The following is a 19,501-nucleotide window of genomic DNA, read 5'->3' on the forward strand; positions in this document are numbered from 1 at the left end:
GCTTAGCGGTCCACGTCGGCCATAACGAAGTCGATACTACCCAGGTACGCGATCAAGTCCGCGACCATGCTGCCTTTGATCACCGAAGGGATCTGTTGCAGATGCGGGAAGCTTGGGGTGCGAATCCGGGTGCGGTAGCTCATGGTGCCGCCATCGCTCGTCAGGTAATAACTGTTGATGCCCTTGGTCGCTTCGATCATCTGGAAGGATTCGTTGGCCGGCATGACCGGGCCCCACGAAACTTGCAGGAAGTGCGTGATCAAGGTCTCGATGTGCTGCAGCGTGCGCTCTTTCGGCGGCGGCGTGGTCAGCGGGTGATCCGCCTTGTACGGGCCTTCCGGCATGTTGCGCATGCATTGCTCGATGATCTTGAGGCTCTGGCGCATTTCTTCGACGCGCACGATACAACGGTCGTAGGCATCGCCATTGGTCGCCAGCGGCACTTCGAATTCGAAGTTCTCGTAACCGGAGTACGGGCGAGCTTTACGCAGGTCGAAATCACAACCGGTCGAACGCAGGCCAGAGCCGGTGACGCCCCATTCCAGGGCTTCTTTGGTGTTGTAGGCAGCGACACCGATGGTCCGGCCACGCAGGATGCTGTTGTCCAGTGCGGCTTTCTGGTATTCGTCCAGACGCTTTGGCATCCACTCGACGAAGTCTTTGACCAGTTTTTCCCAGCCGCGCGGCAGGTCGTGGGCGACGCCGCCGATGCGGTACCAGGCCGGGTGCAGACGGAAACCGGTAATGGCTTCGATCACCGTGTACGCCTTCTGGCGGTCGGTGAAGGTGAAGAACACCGGAGTCATGGCGCCGACGTCCTGGATGTACGTCCCCAGGAACAGCAGGTGGCTGGTGATCCGGAAGAACTCGGCCATCATGATGCGGATGACGTCGACCTTCTCTGGCACCTTGATGCCGGCCAGCTTCTCGACCGAGAGCACATACGGCAGGTTGTTCATCACGCCGCCGAGGTAGTCGATACGGTCGGTGTACGGGATGAAGCTGTGCCAGGACTGACGCTCGGCCATCTTCTCGGCACCACGGTGGTGGTAGCCGACGTCCGGCACACAGTCGACGATCTCTTCGCCGTCCAGTTGCAGGATGATACGGAACGCACCATGAGCCGAAGGGTGGTTCGGGCCCAGGTTGAGGAACATGTAGTCCTCGTTGGCGCCGGAACGCTTCATGCCCCAGTCTTCAGGCTTGAAGCGCGCGGCTTCTTCCTCAAGCTGTTGCTTGGCCAGCGTCAGGCTGTACGGGTCGAACTCGGTGGCGCGGGCCGGGAAGTCCTTGCGCAGCGGGTGACCTTCCCAGGTCGGCGGCATCATGATGCGGGTCAGGTGCGGGTGGCCGGCAAAGTCGATGCCGTACATGTCCCACACTTCACGCTCGTACCAGTTGGCGTTCGGCCAGATACCGGTGACGGTCGGCAAGCTGAGGTCGCTCTCGGACAAGGCGACCTTGATCATTACGTCACTATTACGTTCGATCGACATCAAGTGATAGAACACAGTGAAGTCGACACCGTTCGGCAGCCCTTGACGCTTGGTGCGCAGACGCTCGTCCACGCCATGCAGGTCATAGAGCATGACGTACGGCTTGGGCAGGTTGCGCAGGAAGGTCAGGACTTCGACGAGTTTGGCACGGGCAACCCAAAGCACCGGCATGCCGGTGCGGGTGGCCTGGGCGGTGAACGCCTCAGGGCCAAAACGGTTGTTCAATTCGACGACCACATCCTGGTCGTCTGCCTTGTAAGGCGGGATGTACAGAGCACTGCCTGTAGTCATGGTTTTTTTATCGCTTTCGGTCAACGTAAAGAATGAAGCCAGTTTCTCGTTTCTTTGCAGGAACAGATCTGGATCAGACTTCGTCGGGGCTGCGCAGGTTGGTTACCTGAATACGCTGTTCGCGGCGCTGTTCCTTTTGCGATGGCATCTCGGCGCGATAAACGCCTTGATCACCAACGACCCAGGAAAGTGGACGACGCTCCTGGCCAATCGACTCCTGCAACAGCATCAAGCCTTGCAGAAAAGCTTCAGGGCGGGGCGGGCAGCCAGGCACGTAGACGTCCACGGGCAGGAACTTGTCCACCCCTTGAACGACGGAGTAGATGTCGTACATGCCACCGGAGTTGGCGCACGAACCCATGGAGATAACCCACTTCGGTTCGAGCATTTGCTCATAGAGACGCTGAATGATCGGCGCCATCTTGATGAAGCAGGTTCCGGCAATAACCATGAAATCCGCCTGACGCGGCGATGCCCGGATAACCTCGGCGCCAAAGCGCGCGATGTCGTGGGGCGCCGTGAAGGCGGTGGTCATTTCCACGTAGCAGCACGAAAGACCGAAGTTATACGGCCACAGGGAGTTCTTGCGCCCCCAGTTGATCGTGCCGTTAAGCACGTCTTCGAGCTTGCCCATGAAAATGTTTTTGTGGACTTGATCTTCTAACGGATCGGAAACGGTTTCCCGTTTGCCGATCGGGTACTGCTCGTTAGGAGCATCCGGGTCGATCCTGGTGAGATTGTATTGCATTGCCAAAGCCTCATTGTTTCAGCTTCGCCTGCCGCTTACGACGAGCTGCCGGAGCCCAATCAAGGGCGCCCACTCGAAATAGGTAGACAAGACCTGCCAACAGAATTGCTATGAAAACGAGAGCTTCGACGAATCCGGTCCAGCCGCTTTCGCGGACGGACACAGACCAGGCAAAGAGAAATAGGGCTTCGATATCGAAGATCACGAACAGCATCGCGACCAGATAGAATTTGGCTGAGAGCCGCAAGCGGGCGCCACCGGTAGGTAGCATGCCGGACTCGAACGGTTCGTTTTTGCTGCGGCCCCAGGCTTTTGACCCGAGGAGGCTGGAGACGCCGAGCATGAAGGCGCAAAGGCCGCCGACACCCAGAAGGAAAATGGCAAAGCCCCAGTTGTGGGCCATGAGTCCTGTCGCTTCGGGCATGCTGGTAATCCTTAACAGAGAGCAAGGGTCTCTGAGCTTGAAAAAGTAATAAAGCAGTGACGATATGTCGCAGCGCAATCAATCGCGGTGATTTTATGGCTAAACACCGGGCAAGTAAATTTTCTGTGGCGAAATTATTTATAAGAATAAGGACATAGCGCACCTCAAAAGCCCCGCAGCCCATGCGTTGCGGGCATTAGCCGGGGTTTTGTCAATTCTGTTTTGTGAGTGCTGTAACGAACCTAGCGGTCGACAAATGATAATCAATGTTATTTGGAGTGATTTTTAAACTGCTATTCGGGTTAGCGCTCGGGAAGTTGCGGTTACTTGCCCGCAACTGCAAGTTGCGAGGGCGCTCGTTTTACCCTGTTTTGTCGATCGAAATGCCGCGCTGGATCAATGTTTTCTGTTGCTCGCTCCCACAGGTACGGTGGTGCTTGCTGAATTGCGCGCAAAAAAACGCCCCGAACCAGTCGGGGCGTCAGATGTGCGGCATTCCGGTTAGTTTTTACTCGGTCCGGAAGGGCCGTTTGCTCGGGCGAATCAGATCAGTGGAACTGTTCTTCTTCAGTGGAGCCGGTCAGCGCGGTAACCGAAGACGAGCCGCCCTGAATCACGGTGGTCATGTCGTCGAAGTAGCCGGTGCCCACTTCCTGCTGGTGAGCCACGAAGGTGTAACCCTTGGCAGCGTCAGCGAATTCCTGCTCCTGCAGCTTCACGTAGGCAGTCATGTCGTTGCGGGCGTAGTCGTGCGCCAGGTTGAACATGCTGTGCCACATGTTGTGAATGCCGGCCAGGGTGATGAACTGGTGCTTGTAGCCCATGGCGGACAGTTCGCGCTGGAACTTGGCGATGGTCGCGTCGTCCAGGTTTTTCTTCCAGTTGAAGGAAGGCGAGCAGTTGTACGACAGCAGTTGGTCCGGGTATTCCTTTTTGATCGCTTCAGCGAAGCGACGGGCTTCGTCCAGATCCGGCTTGGCGGTTTCGCACCAGATCAGGTCGGCGTACGGTGCGTAGGCCAGGCCGCGAGCGATCGCCTGGTCCAGGCCGGCGCGCACTTTGTAGAAGCCTTCCTGGGTGCGTTCGCCAGTCACGAACGGCTGGTCGTATGGGTCGCAGTCGGACGTCAGCAGGTCAGCAGCGTTTGCGTCGGTACGGGCCAGGATGATGGTCGGAGTACCTGCAACGTCAGCAGCCAGACGGGCAGCGGTCAGTTTCTGTACGGCTTCCTGGGTTGGAACCAGTACTTTGCCGCCCATGTGGCCGCATTTTTTCACGGAGGCCAGTTGGTCTTCGAAGTGAACGCCGGCAGCGCCGGCTTCGATCATGCTCTTCATCAGCTCGTAGGCGTTCAGAACGCCACCGAAACCGGCTTCAGCGTCGGCAACGATCGGTGCGAAGTAGTCGATGTAACCTTCGTCGCCCGGGTTCTTGCCGGCTTTCCACTGGATCTGGTCAGCACGACGGAACGAATTGTTGATGCGCTTGACCACGGTCGGTACGGAGTCGACCGGGTACAGCGACTGGTCCGGGTACATCGATTCTGCAGAGTTGTTGTCTGCAGCAACCTGCCAGCCCGACAGGTAGATCGCCTGGATACCGGCTTTGACTTGTTGTACAGCCTGGCCGCCGGTCAGGGCGCCCATGCAGTTGACGAAATCTTTCTCAGGGCGGAAGGCTGGCTTGGCACCCTGGGTCACCAGGTTCCAGAGCTTCTCGGCGCCCATTTTTGCAAAGGTGTGCTCAGGTTGAACCGAGCCACGCAGACGGACGACGTCAGCAGCGGAGTAAGTGCGTGTCACGCCTTTCCAGCGCGGGTTTTCAGCCCAGTCTTTTTCAAGGGCTGCAATTTGCTGTTCGCGTGTCAGTGCCATGGAGATAAACCTCGTCGCGTCTTGTATGGAAAGTGGTTCCTGGGTGGAAAACTCCTGTAGCCAGATACGCACATTCAAATGGGGCGTAAATGGCTGCTCGCTGACCAGAAGCTTAGGCGGTCAAGTCGGGTTTGGCGGGGAAGGCGACGGGATGAACGATGGGCTCGAGGATGAAAGCTGAGCAGGTAAGGGCGAACTGGCGGGCGTATTCGGGCGTCGTGGGCCTTTATACGATCATCAGTGTGTTGCCGGGCTACCTATTACGCTTCCGTCCCTCGGGACAACTTCGTTCCAGTCGCAACCTCGTCAAACACACCTTGTGGGCGGTACAGACACGAATCGGCTCAGCTCGGTAAGGTTAGAGCAACGATTCGAAGGCCCCTGCCAGGGCCCCTGATTAGCGGGAGCGAGGCCATCATGCCTTTGCTTTTTTGGCTCGTCAAACATTTTGTAGTGCTTTTTTTCAAGCACTACATCTTTAGTCTAATACGACTAATCAGTCAGTTTTTGGTGTGTTAGTCCAAAGCGTCGACTTTTACTCGCAAGGTCATGTCATCCCGACCCTGAGTAGAGTAGCTGCGGCTCATGGCCTGTTTGTCGGCTTGCGTCTGGCGGTTGACGCCGGCCAGAGTGATCCACTCGCCCAGGCGACCGCTGACGGTTGTGTCGGTGCTTTGCACGTTCACTACATCGGGACGTTCCTGGCTCATGCGGTCACGGTTGGTACTGATCGCCAGGTGAACGATGTCGCCGGTGACGCTGGCAGTGACGTAGAAGCCCTGGGTGACGTTGCGGTATTGGGTCTGGTTTTGCAGGTGGGCGTAGTTGTTGGGCAGGTTTTGCGGCTGGCGGGAGGTGTTGCTCTGGTTTGGCAGCGCAGCGTAGGCATCGGTCTGGGTGCTGGTCAGCGGCACGCTCTGGCCAACCTGGATCAGTGCCGGTGTGCCTTCGCTGGTCTGGACCTGCTGGATGCCGCCTTCGCGGCTGTCGGTGCTGTAAGTGATGACCTGTGTCTGCTGATCGGCGTTGTTTTGCTGGTTGTTTTCGTTGGTGTCGACGGTGATCAGCAGGCGTTTTGGCACGGTGTCGAGCTGTGCGATCAGGGCCTTGAGTTCGTCGATCTTGTCGGGTGCGGCGTTGACGATCAGTTGGTTGCCGTAGGCGCTGACCTTGCCGTCCCTGCCGATAAAATTCTGCGCAACCGGCAGCAGGTCGGCGCTGGTGCGATTGTTGAGCTGCACCACTTCGGTAGCAGCGACGACCGAAAAACTGCAGGTCAGCAGCAGCGTGGTGAGCAGGGTGCGTAGGGACATGTCCGTTATCTCCGCGAATATAAAGAAGCCTGTAGGAGCTGCCGAAGGCTGCGATCTTTTGATTTTGCAGGCAACACCGTTTGCACGATACCAAAACGCCCCGACATCGGAAAATGTCGAGGCGTTTTGTGGTGTTCTGTCGGGCCTCATCGCGAGCAAGCTCGCTCCCACAGTGGATTGATGGTGTTGCTGCAATCTGTGGCAGCTCACAAATCTAATGTGGGAGCAGCCGGTCGACGCTCGATTGCTCGCGATGGCCGCGCCGCGGTCTCAAGCCGAATGACGCACCATGTCCACATGCGGAATCCCTGCTTCCAGGAACTCCTCACTGACAATGCTGAAGCCCAAACGCTCGTAGAACGCTGTCGCCTGAACCTGGGCGCTGAGCATTTGCTGCTTGAGCCCGCGCTTCTCGGCTTCACCGATCACCGCTCGCATCAGTTTGTCGCCGACTTTCAGGCCGCGCCAGTCCTTGAGCACCGACACCCGGCCGATGTGACCATCGGGCAGCAGGCGGGCAGTGCCAATCGGAAAGTCGCCTTCGAAGGCGAGGAAATGCACGGCGCTCGCGTCGTCGGCATCCCATTCCAGTTCGGGTGGAACGGATTGCTCGGCGATGAACACCGCTTCACGAATGCGCCGGATCTCGGCGATATCCTTTTGCCAGTCTGCGACACGTACGCGAATTTTATTCATCGGCAAATCCCAGGCTACCTTGCTTGACCAGTTCGCACAGCAGGTTGCGGCCGTCTTCATCGCTCAGCCATTGGCCAAGGTTGTCGACGTGCAGCGCATCGGCGGCGCAAATCATTTTCAGCAGTTCGCGCAGCTTGCCCGGCAGATAACGGCTCTGGCCGCTGGCGAACAGCAGCAGGTCGTCATCGACTTCCGACCAGGCCAGCCGTGCGCTAGGGTTGCGAATCAGCACGGCGCCTTGCTCAAGGCTGGCGAGCAGGTCGTCTTCTTCCAGCTCCGGACCCACCACCAGTTCCGGGTAGCGCGGCTCGGTCATGAACTGGCCGAACCAGGTCAACAACAGGCGCTCGTCGCTCATGTGCTCGGCCAGCAGGCTTTTCAAGCGATCGAGTGCGTCATGCTGGATCTGGTGCGGGTCGATTGCTGGCTGTGCGTCGGCATCGGTGTAGCGCTCTTCGTCAGGCAGGAACTGGCTGAGGAAGTCGGTGAAGTGGGTCAGCACTTCGGCGGCGCTTGGTGCACGGAAGCCGATCGAGTAGGTCATGCAGTCATCGACGGCCACGCCGCAGTGGGCCAGGCGCGGTGGCAGGTAAAGCATGTCGCCCGGTTCCAGGGTCCACTCGTCGGTGGCTTCGAAGTCGGCGAGGATGCGCAGGTCGGCATGTTGCAGCAATGGGCTGTCGGAGTTGCACATCTGGCCGATTTTCCAGTTGCGCTTGCCGTGGCCTTGCAGCAGGAATACGTCGTAGTTATCGAAGTGCGGGCCGACACTGCCACCGGGGGCGGCGAAGCTGATCATCACGTCGTCGATGCGCCAGCTCGGCAGGAAGCGGAAGTGCTCCAGCAGTTCGCTGACTTCCGGCACGAACTGGTCGACAGCCTGCACCAGCAGGGTCCACTCGCGCTCTGGCAGCTTGCTGAATTCGTCTTCGGCGAACGGGCCGCGACGCAGTTCCCAAGGACGCTCGCCGTGCTCGATGACCAGGCGCGATTCGACTTCTTCTTCCAGCGCCAGGCCGGCCAGTTCGTCGGCGTCGATCGGGCTTTCGAAGTCAGGGATCGCCTGGCGGATCAGTAGCGGTTTCTTCTGCCAGTAGTCGCGCAGGAACTCCCGTGCCGTGATGCCGCCCAGAAGTTGAAGAGGAATATCAGGATTCATGTGTAACCTATTGAAAAAAAGCACTTTTCAGACGGGAATAAAAACGCCCGGCGCTGCCGGGCGTCTCAAAGGGTCAAGCGGTCGATCAGATGCGTTTGGCTTGTGCCACGGCGTTGCCGATGTAGTTGGCCGGGGTGAGCTTTTTCAGCTCAGCCTTGGCTGCGGCAGGCATGTCCAGTGCATCGATGAAAGTCTGCAGCGCTTCAGGGCTGATGCCCTTGCCGCGAGTCAGTTCTTTCAGCTTTTCGTACGGGTTTTCAATGTTGTAGCGACGCATCACGGTCTGAATTGGCTCGGCCAGAACTTCCCAGCACGCGTCCAGATCAGCAGAAATCTTCTGAGCATTGAGCTCTAGCTTACTGATTCCCTTGAGACTTGCTTCGTACGCGATCACGCTGTGGGCGAAGCCGACACCGAGGTTGCGCAGTACGGTGGAGTCGGTCAGGTCGCGCTGCCAGCGGGAGATCGGCAGTTTGCTCGCCAGGTGCTGGAACAGTGCGTTGGCGATACCCAGGTTACCTTCGGAGTTTTCGAAGTCGATCGGATTGACCTTGTGTGGCATGGTCGAAGAACCGATTTCGCCAGCGATGGTGCGCTGCTTGAAGTAGCCCAGGGAGATGTAGCCCCAGATATCACGATCGAAGTCGATCAGGATGGTGTTGAAGCGCGCGATCGCGTCGAACAGCTCGGCAATGTAGTCGTGCGGTTCGATCTGCGTGGTGTACGGGTTGAAGCCCAGACCCAGCTCGTCTTCGATGAAGGCACGGGCGTTTTCTTCCCAGTCGATTTCCGGGTAGGCCGAGATGTGTGCGTTGTAGTTGCCGACAGCGCCGTTGATCTTGCCCAGCAGCGGAACGGCAGCGACTTGAGCGATCTGACGCTCCAGACGGTAAACCACGTTCGCCAGTTCTTTGCCCAGGGTAGTCGGCGACGCTGGCTGACCGTGGGTGCGCGACAGCATTGGCACGTCGGCAAAACGGATGGCCAGTTCGCGGATGGCTTCGGCGGTCTGGCGCATCAGCGGCAGCATCACGTCATCACGGCCTTCGCGCAGCATCAGTGCGTGGGACAGGTTGTTGATGTCCTCGCTGGTGCAGGCAAAGTGGATGAATTCACTGACGTTGGCCAGTTCAGGCAGCTTGGCAGCCTGTTCCTTGAGCAGGTACTCAATAGCTTTAACGTCGTGGTTGGTGGTGCGCTCGATCTCTTTGACACGCTCGGCGTGCTCCAGAGAGAAGTTTTCTGCCAGGGTGTTCAGCACCGTGTTGGCTTCGGCGGAGAACGCCGGCACTTCGCTGATGGCAGGGTGGGCGGCCAGGCGCTGGAGCCAGCGGACTTCAACCAGGACGCGAGCACGGATCAGGCCGTATTCGCTGAAAATTGGGCGCAGGGCCTGGGTTTTGCCGGCGTAGCGGCCGTCAACAGGGGAAACCGCAGTGAGCGAAGAGAGCTGCATGGGGTGTTCTCGGACAGTCGGGCAACGAAATGGGGCGCGTATCATACATGAAAAATTCCGCCGGTCCGTTGCCAACTGACCGGCGTACTACGCGTTAACGACTACAAAGCGGTGTTGCGGGGGCGGTTCAGCTGCTGCGCATCAGCGGATAAAGCTCTTTGAGCAATTTGCGACGGCTGATCACCAATTGCCAGCGATGACCGCCCAACTGCCGCCACAGGCGCGCCGAGCGGATACCGGCCAGTAACAGGGCGCGGATCTTCGAGGCGTTGCTCGGCTGTTGCAGGTTGCGCATGTCGCCGTGCACCTGAATGCGTTGGCGCAGGGTGCTCAAGGTGTCCTGATACAGTGCGCCGCAGGCGGCGATCACGTTTTCATGGGCCGGGCCGAAATGTTCGACCTGGGACTGAATCTGCGGCAAGCGTTTGCCGATCGCTTCGAGCATGTCGCCGCGTTTGGCCAGTTGCCGCTCAAGGCCGAGCATCGACAGCGCGTAGCGCAGTGGTTCGCGCTGCAAGGTGCTCGGGTCGCGTTCGAGGGCGCCAATCAATGCGCGATAACCTTCACGCAGATAGATATCGTCGCCACCGTAAACTTCCAGCGTGTCCTTGGGGTCGATGATCAACAAACTGCCAAGCATGCAGGTCAGGCTGGCTTCAGTGACCTGGCCGGTCTTGGCGATCTTGTCGACCAGCACGGCGGCGAGAAACACGCCGCCGAGCGCTATCAGTTGCTCCTGAGTCGGGCTCATGCGCGCGAATCCTTGCTGCTCCAGGGTTCGGCGACTTCGATGACGCCGCCACCGAGGCAGATTTCACCGTCGTAAAACACCACCGATTGACCTGGGGTGACCGCGCGCTGCGGGTCATCGAAGGTGGCGCGGTAGCCGTTGGCGGTTTTTTCCAGGGTGCAAGGCTGGTCGCTCTGGCGATAGCGGACTTTCGCCGTAAGTTTGCGCGGCGAGCTCAGGTCGACCGGGTTGACCCAGTAGATGTCCGAGGCGAGCAGGGCGCGGGAGAACAGCCAGGGGTGGTCATTGCCCTGGCCAACAATCAACTCGTTGTGTTCCAGGTCCTTGATCAGCACGTACCACGGCTCGTCGCCGGCGTCTTTCAAGCCGCCGATGCCCAGGCCCTGACGCTGACCGATGGTGTGGTACATCAGGCCATGGTGGCGGCCGATCACTTCACCTTCGGTGGTTTTGATTTCGCCTGGCTGTGCCGGCAGGTATTGCTTGAGGAAGTCGCTGAAGCGTCGTTCACCGATAAAGCAGATACCGGTGGAGTCTTTCTTCTTCGCGGTCGCCAGTTCGTGTTTCTCGGCAATCGCGCGAACTTCGGGTTTTTCCAGCTCGCCGACTGGGAACAAGGTCTTGGCAATCTGCTCGCCACCCACGGCGTGCAAGAAGTAGCTCTGGTCCTTGTTCGGGTCCAGGCCTTTGAGCAGTTCGGTACGGCCATCGATGTCGCGACGGCGCACGTAATGGCCGGTGGCGATCAGGTCGGCGCCGAGCATCATGGCGTAGTCGAGGAACGCCTTGAACTTGATTTCACGGTTGCACAGGATGTCCGGGTTCGGCGTACGGCCGGCCTTGTATTCGGCCAGGAAGTGTTCGAACACGTTGTCCCAGTACTCGGCGGCGAAGTTGGCGGTGTGCAGCTTGATGCCAATCTTGTCGCACACGGCCTGGGCGTCGGCCAGGTCGTCCATGGCGGTGCAGTAGTCCGTTCCGTCGTCCTCTTCCCAGTTCTTCATGAACAGGCCTTCCACCTGATAACCCTGCTCGATCAGCAGTAGGGCGGAAACGGAAGAGTCCACGCCGCCGGACATACCGACAATGACGCGCTTCTTTTGTGTGTCAGAAGGGGCTGGATCACGCATAGGGATTTAATGAGTGTCTTGAAAAAGGACGCGATTCTATCAGGCCCGAGCCTGCAAGGCTAAAGAGAAGGGCGGATCAGTTCGAGACTGAAGAGTTTACCGCTCAGATAATCGTCGATACAGCGAATAATCAGCTCGCTGCGCCAGCTGTCGCGTTGCGCCAGGAGTTCGTCGCGGGTCAGCCAGCGCGGGCCGACGATGCCGTCGTCGAGTTGATAGTCGGGGTGGTGTTTCACTGCTTTGGCGGCAAAGCACACGCGCTGGTAGGTCACGCCATTGCTTGGGGCGGTGTAGAGATAGATGCCCACCACGCCGGTGGCTTCGACGTCCCAGCCGGTTTCTTCGAGGGTTTCGCGCACAGCCGCTTCGGTCAGGGTTTCGTTCGGGTCCAGGTGACCGGCGGGCTGATTGAGTACCGCGCGTCCGCCCTTGAGTTCTTCGACCATCAGGAAGCGGCCATTGTCTTCGACGATGGTGGCGACAGTGATGTGGGGTAGCCAATCCATAAAGCGTCCTCGATTTCAGGGTTGAAATACGGTCAATGTGGGAGCGAGCTTGCTCGCGATAGCTGTAGGTCAGTCGACATCAATGTTGAATGATAAACCGCTATCGCGAGCAAGCTCGCTCCCACATTTGTCCAGTGTTCACATTGGAATTGTGTGAAGGCTGGAAACAGAAACCCCGGCTCGAGGCCGGGGTTTCTGGTGTTCCCTTACAACCTTAAACCAGCGCAGCAATCGCCGCGTTGAAGGTGTTGCTTGGGCGCATGGCCTTGCTGATCAGCTCGGCGTCGGCGTGGTAGTAACCGCCGATGTCCACTGGCTTGCCCTGAACGGCGTTGAGCTCGGCGACGATGGTCGCTTCATTCTCGGCCAGGGTTTTCGCCAGTTGGCTGAACTGCGCTTGCAGCGCTGCGTCTTCAGTCTGGGCCGCCAGGGCCTGAGCCCAGTACAGCGCCAGGTAGAAGTGGCTGCCGCGGTTGTCGATGTTGCCGACTTTGCGCGATGGCGACTTGTTGTTATCCAGGAACTGGCCGGTGGCCTGATCCAGGGTCTTGGCCAGCACCAGCGCTTTAGGGTTGTTGTACGTCACACCCAGGTGCTCAAGGGACGCGGCCAGGGCCAGGAACTCGCCCAGGGAATCCCAGCGCAGGAAGTTTTCTTCCAGCAGTTGCTGAACGTGCTTCGGAGCCGAACCGCCAGCGCCGGTTTCGAACAGACCGCCGCCATTCATCAGCGGAACGATCGACAGCATCTTGGCGCTGGTGCCCAGTTCCATGATCGGGAACAGGTCGGTCAGGTAGTCGCGCAGTACGTTGCCGGTCACCGAGATGGTGTCGAGGCCTTCGCGAGTACGAGCCAGGGTGAATGTCATGGCGTCGACTGGCGACATGATGCGGATGTCCAGGCCGGACGTGTCGTGATCCTTCAGGTAAGCCTGAACTTTCTCGATCACTACACCGTCGTGGGCGCGCATTGGGTCCAGCCAGAAGATCGCTGGAGTCGCGCTTGCGCGAGCACGGTTGACGGCCAGTTTGACCCAGTCCTGGATCGGCGCGTCTTTGGTCTGGCACATACGGAAGATGTCGCCGGCTTCAACCGACTGTTCCAGCAGGGTGCGACCAGCGCTGTCGGAAACGCGAACCACGCCGTCAGCCTTGATCTGGAAGGTCTTGTCGTGGGAGCCGTACTCTTCGGCTTTTTTCGCCATCAGGCCCACGTTCGGCACGCTGCCCATGGTGGTTGGGTCGAAGGCGCCGTGTTGCTTGCAGTCTTCAATCACCGCCTGGTAGATGGTCGCGTAGCAGCGATCCGGGATCACCGCTTTGGTGTCGTGCAACTGGCCGTCAGTGCCCCACATCTTGCCGGAGTCACGGATCATGGCTGGCATCGAGGCGTCGACGATGACGTCGCTCGGCACGTGCAGGTTGGTGATGCCCTTGTCGGAGTTGACCATCGCCAGCGACGGACGAGCGGCGTAGACCGCCTGAATGTCGGCTTCGATCTGCGCTTGCTGCTCAGCGGGCAGGGCCTTGATGCGGGCGTACAGGTCGCCGATGCCGTTGTTCAGGTTGAAGCCGATCTGTGCCAGCACGTCAGCGTGCTTGGCCAAAGCGTCTTTATAGAACTCGGCAACGATCTGGCCGAACATGATCGGGTCGGAGACCTTCATCATGGTGGCTTTCAGGTGAACCGACAGCAGCACGCCTTTTTGCTTGGCGTCTTCGATTTCAGCGGCGATGAAGCTGCGCAGGGCGTTTTTGCTCAGGACGGCGCAATCGAGGATCTCACCGGCTTGTACGGTGGTTTTTTCTTTCAGGACGGTGGTGCTGCCATCCCGAGCGATCAGTTCGATTTTGACAGCGTCAGCGGCGTCGATCAGGGCAGCTTTTTCGCTGCCGTAGAAATCGCCGGTGCTCATGTGAGCGACGTGTGACTTGGAGTCTTTTGCCCAGGCGCCCATTTTGTGCGGGTGCTTGCGAGCGTAGTTCTTGACCGACAACGGTGCGCGACGATCGGAGTTGCCTTCACGCAGAATCGGGTTTACCGCGCTGCCCTTGATCTTGTCGTAACGGGACTTGGCGTCCTTGTCTGCGTCGCTGGTGACGGTTTCCGGGTAGTCCGGCAGTGCAAAGCCCTGGGCTTGCAGCTCTTTGATTGCAGCCTGCAGTTGTGGAGCCGAAGCACTGATGTTCGGCAGCTTGATGATGTTGGCTTCAGGCGTGACGGCCAGGGCGCCCAGTTCGGCGAGGTGGTCGGCTACGGCTTTGTCACCCAATTGCTCGGGGAAGCTGGCCAGAATGCGCCCTGCAAGAGAGATATCGCGGGTTTCCACGGCGATATCAGCGGAGGCGGTGAAGGCCTCTACGATAGGCAACAGTGAATAGGTGGCGAGGGCTGGGGCTTCGTCGGTGAAGGTGTAGATGATCTTCGAGCGGTTGGGCATATTCGGATTAACTCTCTTCTTTGCTAAAGCGTGCGCAGAAACTCGAGGGGCGCCGGGTAAGCGCGTTCGTTCAAAGTCATCCATGAGCCGAATGTCGAGGTTTCTTCGCGGTGATGTTGGGTGCATCAGTCGAGCGTCAAGCGGGTGGGCTGCGGTAACAGTCCGGCTTATCGGGCGGAAAATCTCGTTGCTATTTATCCAGGAGCAGGAGGCTCGCCGTCGTGACCCTACGGTCAGCGGCGGCATTATACATAGGTAGCTGGCAATCTGCCGATGGTTCATATGCAACGACTCTCGTCCATTGGTCTAAAGGTCGCAGGTGCGCACGTGGCGTAGAGTCGTTCACCGTGCTTGAGTTTGGCGCTTTTCCCTTTGCTTTCAGGCTTGTACGTCGCGAACTGTGCAGCTTTGCGGCAGATGGATGGAACATAGGGTTTGCGTGCCGATTTAACTGGGGTACGCTCGGACGAAGCCAGATGTTCAATCCAAACAATGGAGTTCAGCATGGGATACAAGAAGATTCAGGTTCCAGCAGTCGGCGACAAAATCACCGTCAATGCAGACCATTCTCTCAATGTTCCTAACAACCCGATCATCCCCTTCATTGAAGGTGATGGTATTGGCGTTGATATCAGCCCGGTCATGATCAAGGTTGTCGATGCTGCTGTTAAGAAGGCTTACGGCGGCGAGCGCAAAATTTCCTGGATGGAAGTCTATGCCGGGGAGAAAGCGACTCAGGTTTACGATCAGGACACCTGGCTGCCTCAGGAAACTCTGGATGCAGTCAAGGATTATGTGGTTTCCATCAAGGGGCCGCTGACCACGCCGGTCGGTGGCGGTATCCGTTCCCTCAACGTTGCGCTGCGTCAGCAACTCGACCTTTATGTGTGCCTGCGCCCTGTGCGCTGGTTCGAAGGTGTACCTAGCCCGGTCAAGAAGCCTGGCGACGTCGACATGACGATCTTCCGTGAGAACTCGGAAGACATCTACGCCGGTATCGAGTGGAAGGCCGGCTCGCCGGAAGCGACCAAGGTCATCAAGTTTCTTAAAGAAGAAATGGGCGTCACCAAGATCCGTTTCGACCAAAACTGCGGCATCGGCATCAAGCCGGTTTCCCTGGAAGGCACCAAGCGTCTGGCGCGCAAGGCGCTGCAATACGTTGTCGACAATGATCGCGATTCGCTGACCATCGTCCACAAGGGCAACATCATGAAGTTCACCGAAGGTGCTTTCAAAGAGTGGGCCTACGAAGTGGCTGCTGAAGAATTCGGCGCAACCCTGCTCGACGGCGGCCCGTGGATGCAGTTCAAGAACCCGAAAACCGGCAAGAACGTCATCGTCAAGGATGCCATCGCCGACGCCATGCTCCAGCAGATCCTGCTGCGCCCGGCTGAATACGATGTGATCGCGACCCTGAACCTGAACGGCGACTACCTGTCCGACGCCCTGGCGGCTGAAGTGGGTGGTATCGGTATCGCGCCAGGTGCCAACCTGTCCGACACCGTGGCCATGTTCGAAGCCACCCACGGCACTGCACCGAAGTACGCCGGCAAGGACCAGGTAAACCCGGGTTCGCTGATTCTGTCGGCTGAAATGATGCTGCGTCACATGGGCTGGACCGAAGCGGCGGACCTGATCATCAAGGGCACCAACGGCGCAATCTCGGCCAGGACCGTGACCTATGACTTCGAACGTCTGATGGAGGGCGCCAAACTGCTGTCTTCTTCCGCGTTCGGTGATGCGCTGATCTCGCACATGTAAGATTTGCGTTAAAAAAACCGGTCGACTCAAATGATTGAGTCGACCGGTTTTTTATGTCTGGAAGTTTGGTGGTGTCAGCTCAACACTCTCTCGTGCTGGACGGTCGTTGCAGGTGCGGGCGCATTGGCCTTTACTGTAGCTGAGTCAATGTTGATCGCGTGCAGACCTTTGGGGCCCTGGATGATCTCGAAGCTCACGAGTTGGCCTGCTTTCAAGGTCTTGTAGCCGTCCATTTTAATGGCCGAGTAGTGGGCAAAGAGATCCTCGTCCTTGCCTTCCTCGTTGATGAAGCCATATCCCTTGGCATTGTTGAACCACTTGACCTTACCGCTAGCCATGCTCATATCCCTCTGCAACAGACTCCATCACTGGAGTATCATCCAGTTAATCCGCATCAACCCTGAATCGGGGTTGACTCCGCGGACCTTTTTTACCCACTGTGGGCTCTATTGGTTGTAACACTGATTTGCCGATAGTCAAGGTGACCAAGCAGTCGGAGTTGAAAAGCTCTGGGGCCGCCCCCACCACTGTATTCAGCTCAACTAACGAACCTTTCTTTCCATGCATGCAATCAGCCAGATTCGACTAACATTCAATCAGGATCGCCCTGATTTACACGACGACGATTCAGCAGGCATTGCTGTACAGGAGGCTAAGCCTGCGTTACAGGCGCCGCCGATGTACAAGGTGGTTTTGTTCAATGATGACTACACACCGATGGATTTCGTCGTCGAAGTGCTCGAGGTGTTTTTTAACCTGAATCGCGAGCTGGCGACCAAGGTCATGCTGGCCGTTCACACAGAAGGACGGGCAGTATGTGGAGTGTTTACCCGCGACATCGCCGAGACGAAGGCCATGCAGGTCAACCAGTACGCCAGGGAAAGCCAGCATCCGCTACTCTGTGAAATCGAGAAGGACGGTTAACGCCGACCACTTGGGTATGAGGTGAAGCTATGTTAAACCGCGAGCTCGAAGTCACCCTCAATCTCGCCTTCAAGGAGGCGCGTTCGAAACGTCATGAGTTCATGACCGTCGAACACCTCCTGTTGGCTCTATTGGATAATGAGGCTGCCGCCACCGTTTTGCGTGCCTGCGGCGCAAACCTCGACAAACTCAAGCATGACCTGCAGGAGTTCATCGACTCCACCACGCCGTTGATCCCCCTTCATGACGAGGATCGCGAAACCCAGCCAACCCTGGGCTTCCAGCGTGTACTGCAACGTGCTGTCTTTCATGTACAGAGCTCGGGCAAACGCGAAGTGACTGGCGCCAACGTGCTGGTCGCCATCTTCAGTGAGCAAGAGAGTCAGGCGGTGTTTCTGCTGAAACAGCAGAGCGTTGCGCGCATTGATGTCGTCAATTACATCGCTCATGGCATCTCGAAAGTGCCAGGGCATGGCGATCACTCTGAAGGTGAGCAAGATATGCAGGACGACGAGGGCGGTGAGTCTTCTTCTTCAGGCAATCCTCTGGATGCTTATGCCAGCAATCTCAACGAACTTGCACGCCAGGGCCGTATCGACCCGTTGGTAGGGCGTGAAATGGAAGTTGAGCGTGTCGCGCAGATTCTGGCGCGCCGGCGTAAAAACAATCCGTTGCTGGTTGGCGAGGCTGGCGTGGGTAAAACCGCGATTGCCGAAGGTCTGGCCAAGCGCATTGTCGACAATCAGGTGCCTGATCTGTTGGCCAGCAGTGTGGTTTACTCGCTCGATCTGGGCGCGTTGCTCGCTGGGACCAAGTACCGCGGCGATTTCGAGAAACGCTTCAAGGCGTTGCTCAATGAGCTGAAAAAACGTCCACAGGCGATCCTGTTCATCGACGAGATCCACACCATTATTGGTGCGGGCGCTGCGTCCGGTGGCGTCATGGATGCATCGAACCTGCTCAAGCCGCTGCTGTCGTCGGGTGATATCCGTTGCATCGGTTCGACCACGTTCCAGGAATTCCGTGGGATCTTCGAGAAAGACCGCGCACTGGCTCGGCGCTTCCAGAAGGTCGACATATCGGAGCCTTCGGTCGAAGACACCATTGGTATCCTGCGCGGTCTGAAGGGGCGCTTCGAACTCCATCACAATATCGAATACAGTGATGAAGCCCTGCGTGCCGCTGCCGAACTGGCCTCACGCTACATCAATGATCGGCATATGCCGGACAAGGCCATCGACGTCATCGACGAGGCGGGCGCCTATCAGCGTCTGCAACCAATCGAGAAACGTGTGAAACGCATCGAGGTGCCTCAGGTCGAGGACATCGTGGCGAAGATCGCGCGGATTCCGCCAAAACACGTCACCAGCTCCGATAAAGAGCTGCTGCGTAACCTTGAGCGTGATCTGAAGCTGACGGTGTTTGGCCAGGATGCGGCGATCGACTCCTTGTCGACTGCGATCAAACTGTCCCGCGCCGGTCTGAAGTCGCCTGACAAACCCGTCGGTTCGTTCCTGTTTGCCGGTCCTACCGGTGTCGGTAAAACTGAAGCGGCTCGGCAACTGGCCAAGGCGCTGGGGATCGAACTGGTTCGCTTCGACATGTCCGAGTACATGGAGCGCCACACCGTTTCGCGTTTGATCGGTGCACCTCCTGGCTATGTCGGGTTCGATCAGGGCGGCCTGCTGACCGAAGCCATCACCAAGCAGCCTCACTGCGTGCTGTTGCTCGATGAAATCGAGAAGGCGCATCCGGAAGTCTTCAACCTGCTGTTGCAGGTCATGGACCACGGTACGCTCACCGATAACAACGGGCGCAAGGCGGATTTCCGTAACGTGATCGTCATCATGACGACCAACGCCGGTGCCGAAACCGCAGCTCGGGCTTCTATCGGCTTCACGTATCAGGATCACTCGTCCGACGCGATGGAAGTGATCAAGAAGAGCTTCACGCCGGAATTCCGTAACCGTCTGGACACCATTATCCAGTTTGGTCGCCTCAGCCATGAGGTCATCAAAAGCGTGGTGGACAAGTTCCTTACCGAACTGCAGGCGCAACTGGAAGACAAGCGTGTACTGCTCGAGGTCACCGATGCTGCGCGCAGTTGGCTGGCGGCGGGCGGTTACGATGCGACCATGGGTGCGCGACCAATGGCGCGCTTGATCCAGGACAAGATCAAGCGTCCGCTGGCGGAGGAGATTCTCTTTGGCGAACTGGCCGAACATGGCGGTGTGGTACACATCGACATCAAGGATGGCGAGTTGACCTTTGACTTCGAGACCACTGCGGAAATGGCCTGACGGTTGTTGCTGTTGCTTTAAAGCAGAAGGCGCCTGATGGCGCCTTTTTGCTGTCTGCGGGTTGGGTTTGGGGGTGTATATCCATTGCTGCGGTAACGGCTGCTGGCGGTTTCGCCCTTACGGCCAGCCCTTTCAAGGTCTTTTCCCTTTATGGACCTTAAGCACCCGATCCGTCGACACATGAGCATGCGCAGCCTTTCCCTCCAGCCACTCCTTGGACTTGGCGATTTTG

General features: G+C 58.1%; 17 protein-coding genes. 4 read left to right on the forward strand and 13 right to left on the reverse strand.

The window, feature by feature from the left end:
- Window positions 1-2: 2 nt before the first annotated feature.
- The 5 genes from nuoC to AC1RPZ_RS13135 all read right to left on the reverse strand — a co-directional run bounded on the left by nuoC (window position 3) and on the right by AC1RPZ_RS13135 (window position 6,146).
- On the reverse strand, window positions 3-1,787 hold the full coding sequence (gene nuoC, locus AC1RPZ_RS13115; RefSeq protein ID WP_493137453.1) for an NADH-quinone oxidoreductase subunit C/D: 1,785 nt from the start codon (window positions 1,785-1,787) through the stop codon (window positions 3-5).
- 73 nt (window positions 1,788-1,860) lie between these two features.
- Window positions 1,861-2,535: a NuoB/complex I 20 kDa subunit family protein gene (locus AC1RPZ_RS13120; protein WP_008014893.1), complete on the reverse strand. Its 675-nt coding sequence runs from the start codon at window positions 2,533-2,535 to the stop codon at window positions 1,861-1,863.
- 10 nt (window positions 2,536-2,545) lie between these two features.
- The gene (locus AC1RPZ_RS13125) at window positions 2,546-2,959 is read right to left on the reverse strand and encodes an NADH-quinone oxidoreductase subunit A (RefSeq protein WP_095079282.1); all 414 of its coding nucleotides are present in this window, start codon (window positions 2,957-2,959) and stop codon (window positions 2,546-2,548) included.
- 548 nt (window positions 2,960-3,507) lie between these two features.
- Window positions 3,508-4,833 carry an isocitrate lyase gene (gene aceA, locus AC1RPZ_RS13130; protein WP_019689825.1) on the reverse strand — a complete coding sequence of 442 codons (1,326 nt, stop codon included), beginning with the start codon at window positions 4,831-4,833 and terminating at the stop codon, window positions 3,508-3,510.
- 515 nt (window positions 4,834-5,348) lie between these two features.
- Window positions 5,349-6,146, reverse strand: a complete 798-nt coding sequence (locus tag AC1RPZ_RS13135; protein ID WP_493137454.1) for a secretin N-terminal domain-containing protein — start codon at window positions 6,144-6,146, stop codon at window positions 5,349-5,351.
- Between AC1RPZ_RS13135 and AC1RPZ_RS13140 the strand changes: the two genes are divergently transcribed.
- Window positions 6,145-6,327, forward strand: a complete 183-nt coding sequence (locus AC1RPZ_RS13140; RefSeq protein WP_493137455.1) for a hypothetical protein — start codon at window positions 6,145-6,147, stop codon at window positions 6,325-6,327. The two genes, AC1RPZ_RS13135 and AC1RPZ_RS13140, sit on opposite strands and share 2 nt — an antisense overlap.
- A gap of 89 nt (window positions 6,328-6,416) precedes the next feature.
- On the opposite strand, the gene AC1RPZ_RS13145 is transcribed toward AC1RPZ_RS13140, so the two are convergent.
- The 7 genes from AC1RPZ_RS13145 to AC1RPZ_RS13175 form a co-directional block, all read right to left on the reverse strand.
- Entirely contained in the window at window positions 6,417-6,842 is a 426-nt protein-coding gene (locus tag AC1RPZ_RS13145; protein ID WP_493137456.1) for a GNAT family N-acetyltransferase, read from the reverse strand.
- Window positions 6,835-8,001 carry a ribosomal protein uL16 3-hydroxylase gene (locus AC1RPZ_RS13150; protein WP_493137458.1) on the reverse strand — a complete coding sequence of 389 codons (1,167 nt, stop codon included), beginning with the start codon at window positions 7,999-8,001 and terminating at the stop codon, window positions 6,835-6,837. The genes AC1RPZ_RS13145 and AC1RPZ_RS13150 overlap by 8 nt, the downstream gene beginning before the upstream one ends.
- Before the next feature lie 85 nt (window positions 8,002-8,086).
- Window positions 8,087-9,457, reverse strand: a complete 1,371-nt coding sequence (gene purB, locus AC1RPZ_RS13155) for an adenylosuccinate lyase (RefSeq protein ID WP_493137459.1) — start codon at window positions 9,455-9,457, stop codon at window positions 8,087-8,089.
- A gap of 127 nt (window positions 9,458-9,584) precedes the next feature.
- Window positions 9,585-10,208: a high frequency lysogenization protein HflD gene (gene hflD / locus AC1RPZ_RS13160; RefSeq protein ID WP_493137461.1), complete on the reverse strand. Its 624-nt coding sequence runs from the start codon at window positions 10,206-10,208 to the stop codon at window positions 9,585-9,587.
- A complete protein-coding gene (gene mnmA, locus AC1RPZ_RS13165) occupies window positions 10,205-11,338 on the reverse strand; it encodes a tRNA 2-thiouridine(34) synthase MnmA (RefSeq protein ID WP_493137463.1) in 1,134 nt (377 codons plus the stop codon). The genes hflD and mnmA overlap by 4 nt, the downstream gene beginning before the upstream one ends.
- Before the next feature lie 59 nt (window positions 11,339-11,397).
- Complete coding sequence (locus AC1RPZ_RS13170; protein WP_493137464.1) at window positions 11,398-11,844, reverse strand: NUDIX hydrolase; 447 nt, start codon at window positions 11,842-11,844, stop codon at window positions 11,398-11,400.
- A 214-nt stretch (window positions 11,845-12,058) separates the two neighbouring features.
- Complete coding sequence (locus tag AC1RPZ_RS13175; protein ID WP_493137466.1) at window positions 12,059-14,284, reverse strand: NADP-dependent isocitrate dehydrogenase; 2,226 nt, start codon at window positions 14,282-14,284, stop codon at window positions 12,059-12,061.
- Window positions 14,285-14,788: 504 nt separating this feature from the next.
- On the opposite strand from AC1RPZ_RS13175, the gene icd reads away from it, so the two are divergent.
- On the forward strand, window positions 14,789-16,045 hold the full coding sequence (gene icd, locus AC1RPZ_RS13180; RefSeq protein WP_493137468.1) for an NADP-dependent isocitrate dehydrogenase: 1,257 nt from the start codon (window positions 14,789-14,791) through the stop codon (window positions 16,043-16,045).
- A 74-nt stretch (window positions 16,046-16,119) separates the two neighbouring features.
- Here icd and cspD read toward each other — a convergent pair whose 3' ends face one another.
- The gene (gene cspD, locus AC1RPZ_RS13185; RefSeq protein WP_493137469.1) at window positions 16,120-16,383 is read right to left on the reverse strand and encodes a cold shock domain-containing protein CspD; all 264 of its coding nucleotides are present in this window, start codon (window positions 16,381-16,383) and stop codon (window positions 16,120-16,122) included.
- Window positions 16,384-16,606: 223 nt separating this feature from the next.
- Here cspD and clpS point away from each other — a divergent pair, with 223 nt between their 5' ends.
- Together clpS and clpA are read left to right on the forward strand one after the other, a co-directional pair.
- Window positions 16,607-16,969: an ATP-dependent Clp protease adapter ClpS gene (clpS, locus tag AC1RPZ_RS13190; protein WP_015094394.1), complete on the forward strand. Its 363-nt coding sequence runs from the start codon at window positions 16,607-16,609 to the stop codon at window positions 16,967-16,969.
- A gap of 29 nt (window positions 16,970-16,998) precedes the next feature.
- Complete coding sequence (gene clpA / locus AC1RPZ_RS13195) at window positions 16,999-19,269, forward strand: ATP-dependent Clp protease ATP-binding subunit ClpA (RefSeq protein ID WP_493137471.1); 2,271 nt, start codon at window positions 16,999-17,001, stop codon at window positions 19,267-19,269.
- The last annotated feature ends 232 nt before the right edge of the window (window positions 19,270-19,501 follow it).

The sequence above is a fragment of the Pseudomonas sp. GW822-FHT02D10 genome (genome assembly GCF_058802345.1).

Coding starts and splice junctions, on each gene's coding strand:
- AC1RPZ_RS13170 (WP_493137464.1), bottom strand. CDS start 11,844: ATGGATTGGCTACCCCACATCACTGTCGCCACCATCGTCGAAGACAAT.
- hflD (WP_493137461.1), bottom strand. CDS start 10,208: ATGAGCCCGACTCAGGAGCAACTGATAGCGCTCGGCGGCGTGTTTCTC.
- AC1RPZ_RS13145 (WP_493137456.1), bottom strand. CDS start 6,842: ATGAATAAAATTCGCGTACGTGTCGCAGACTGGCAAAAGGATATCGCC.
- AC1RPZ_RS13150 (WP_493137458.1), bottom strand. CDS start 8,001: ATGAATCCTGATATTCCTCTTCAACTTCTGGGCGGCATCACGGCACGG.
- mnmA (WP_493137463.1), bottom strand. CDS start 11,338: ATGCGTGATCCAGCCCCTTCTGACACACAAAAGAAGCGCGTCATTGTC.
- AC1RPZ_RS13125 (WP_095079282.1), bottom strand. CDS start 2,959: ATGCCCGAAGCGACAGGACTCATGGCCCACAACTGGGGCTTTGCCATT.
- AC1RPZ_RS13135 (WP_493137454.1), bottom strand. CDS start 6,146: ATGTCCCTACGCACCCTGCTCACCACGCTGCTGCTGACCTGCAGTTTT.
- clpA (WP_493137471.1), top strand. CDS start 16,999: ATGTTAAACCGCGAGCTCGAAGTCACCCTCAATCTCGCCTTCAAGGAG.
- icd (WP_493137468.1), top strand. CDS start 14,789: ATGGGATACAAGAAGATTCAGGTTCCAGCAGTCGGCGACAAAATCACC.
- cspD (WP_493137469.1), bottom strand. CDS start 16,383: ATGGCTAGCGGTAAGGTCAAGTGGTTCAACAATGCCAAGGGATATGGC.
- AC1RPZ_RS13175 (WP_493137466.1), bottom strand. CDS start 14,284: ATGCCCAACCGCTCGAAGATCATCTACACCTTCACCGACGAAGCCCCA.
- purB (WP_493137459.1), bottom strand. CDS start 9,457: ATGCAGCTCTCTTCGCTCACTGCGGTTTCCCCTGTTGACGGCCGCTAC.
- AC1RPZ_RS13120 (WP_008014893.1), bottom strand. CDS start 2,535: ATGCAATACAATCTCACCAGGATCGACCCGGATGCTCCTAACGAGCAG.
- AC1RPZ_RS13140 (WP_493137455.1), top strand. CDS start 6,145: ATGTCCGTTATCTCCGCGAATATAAAGAAGCCTGTAGGAGCTGCCGAA.
- nuoC (WP_493137453.1), bottom strand. CDS start 1,787: ATGACTACAGGCAGTGCTCTGTACATCCCGCCTTACAAGGCAGACGAC.
- clpS (WP_015094394.1), top strand. CDS start 16,607: ATGCATGCAATCAGCCAGATTCGACTAACATTCAATCAGGATCGCCCT.
- aceA (WP_019689825.1), bottom strand. CDS start 4,833: ATGGCACTGACACGCGAACAGCAAATTGCAGCCCTTGAAAAAGACTGG.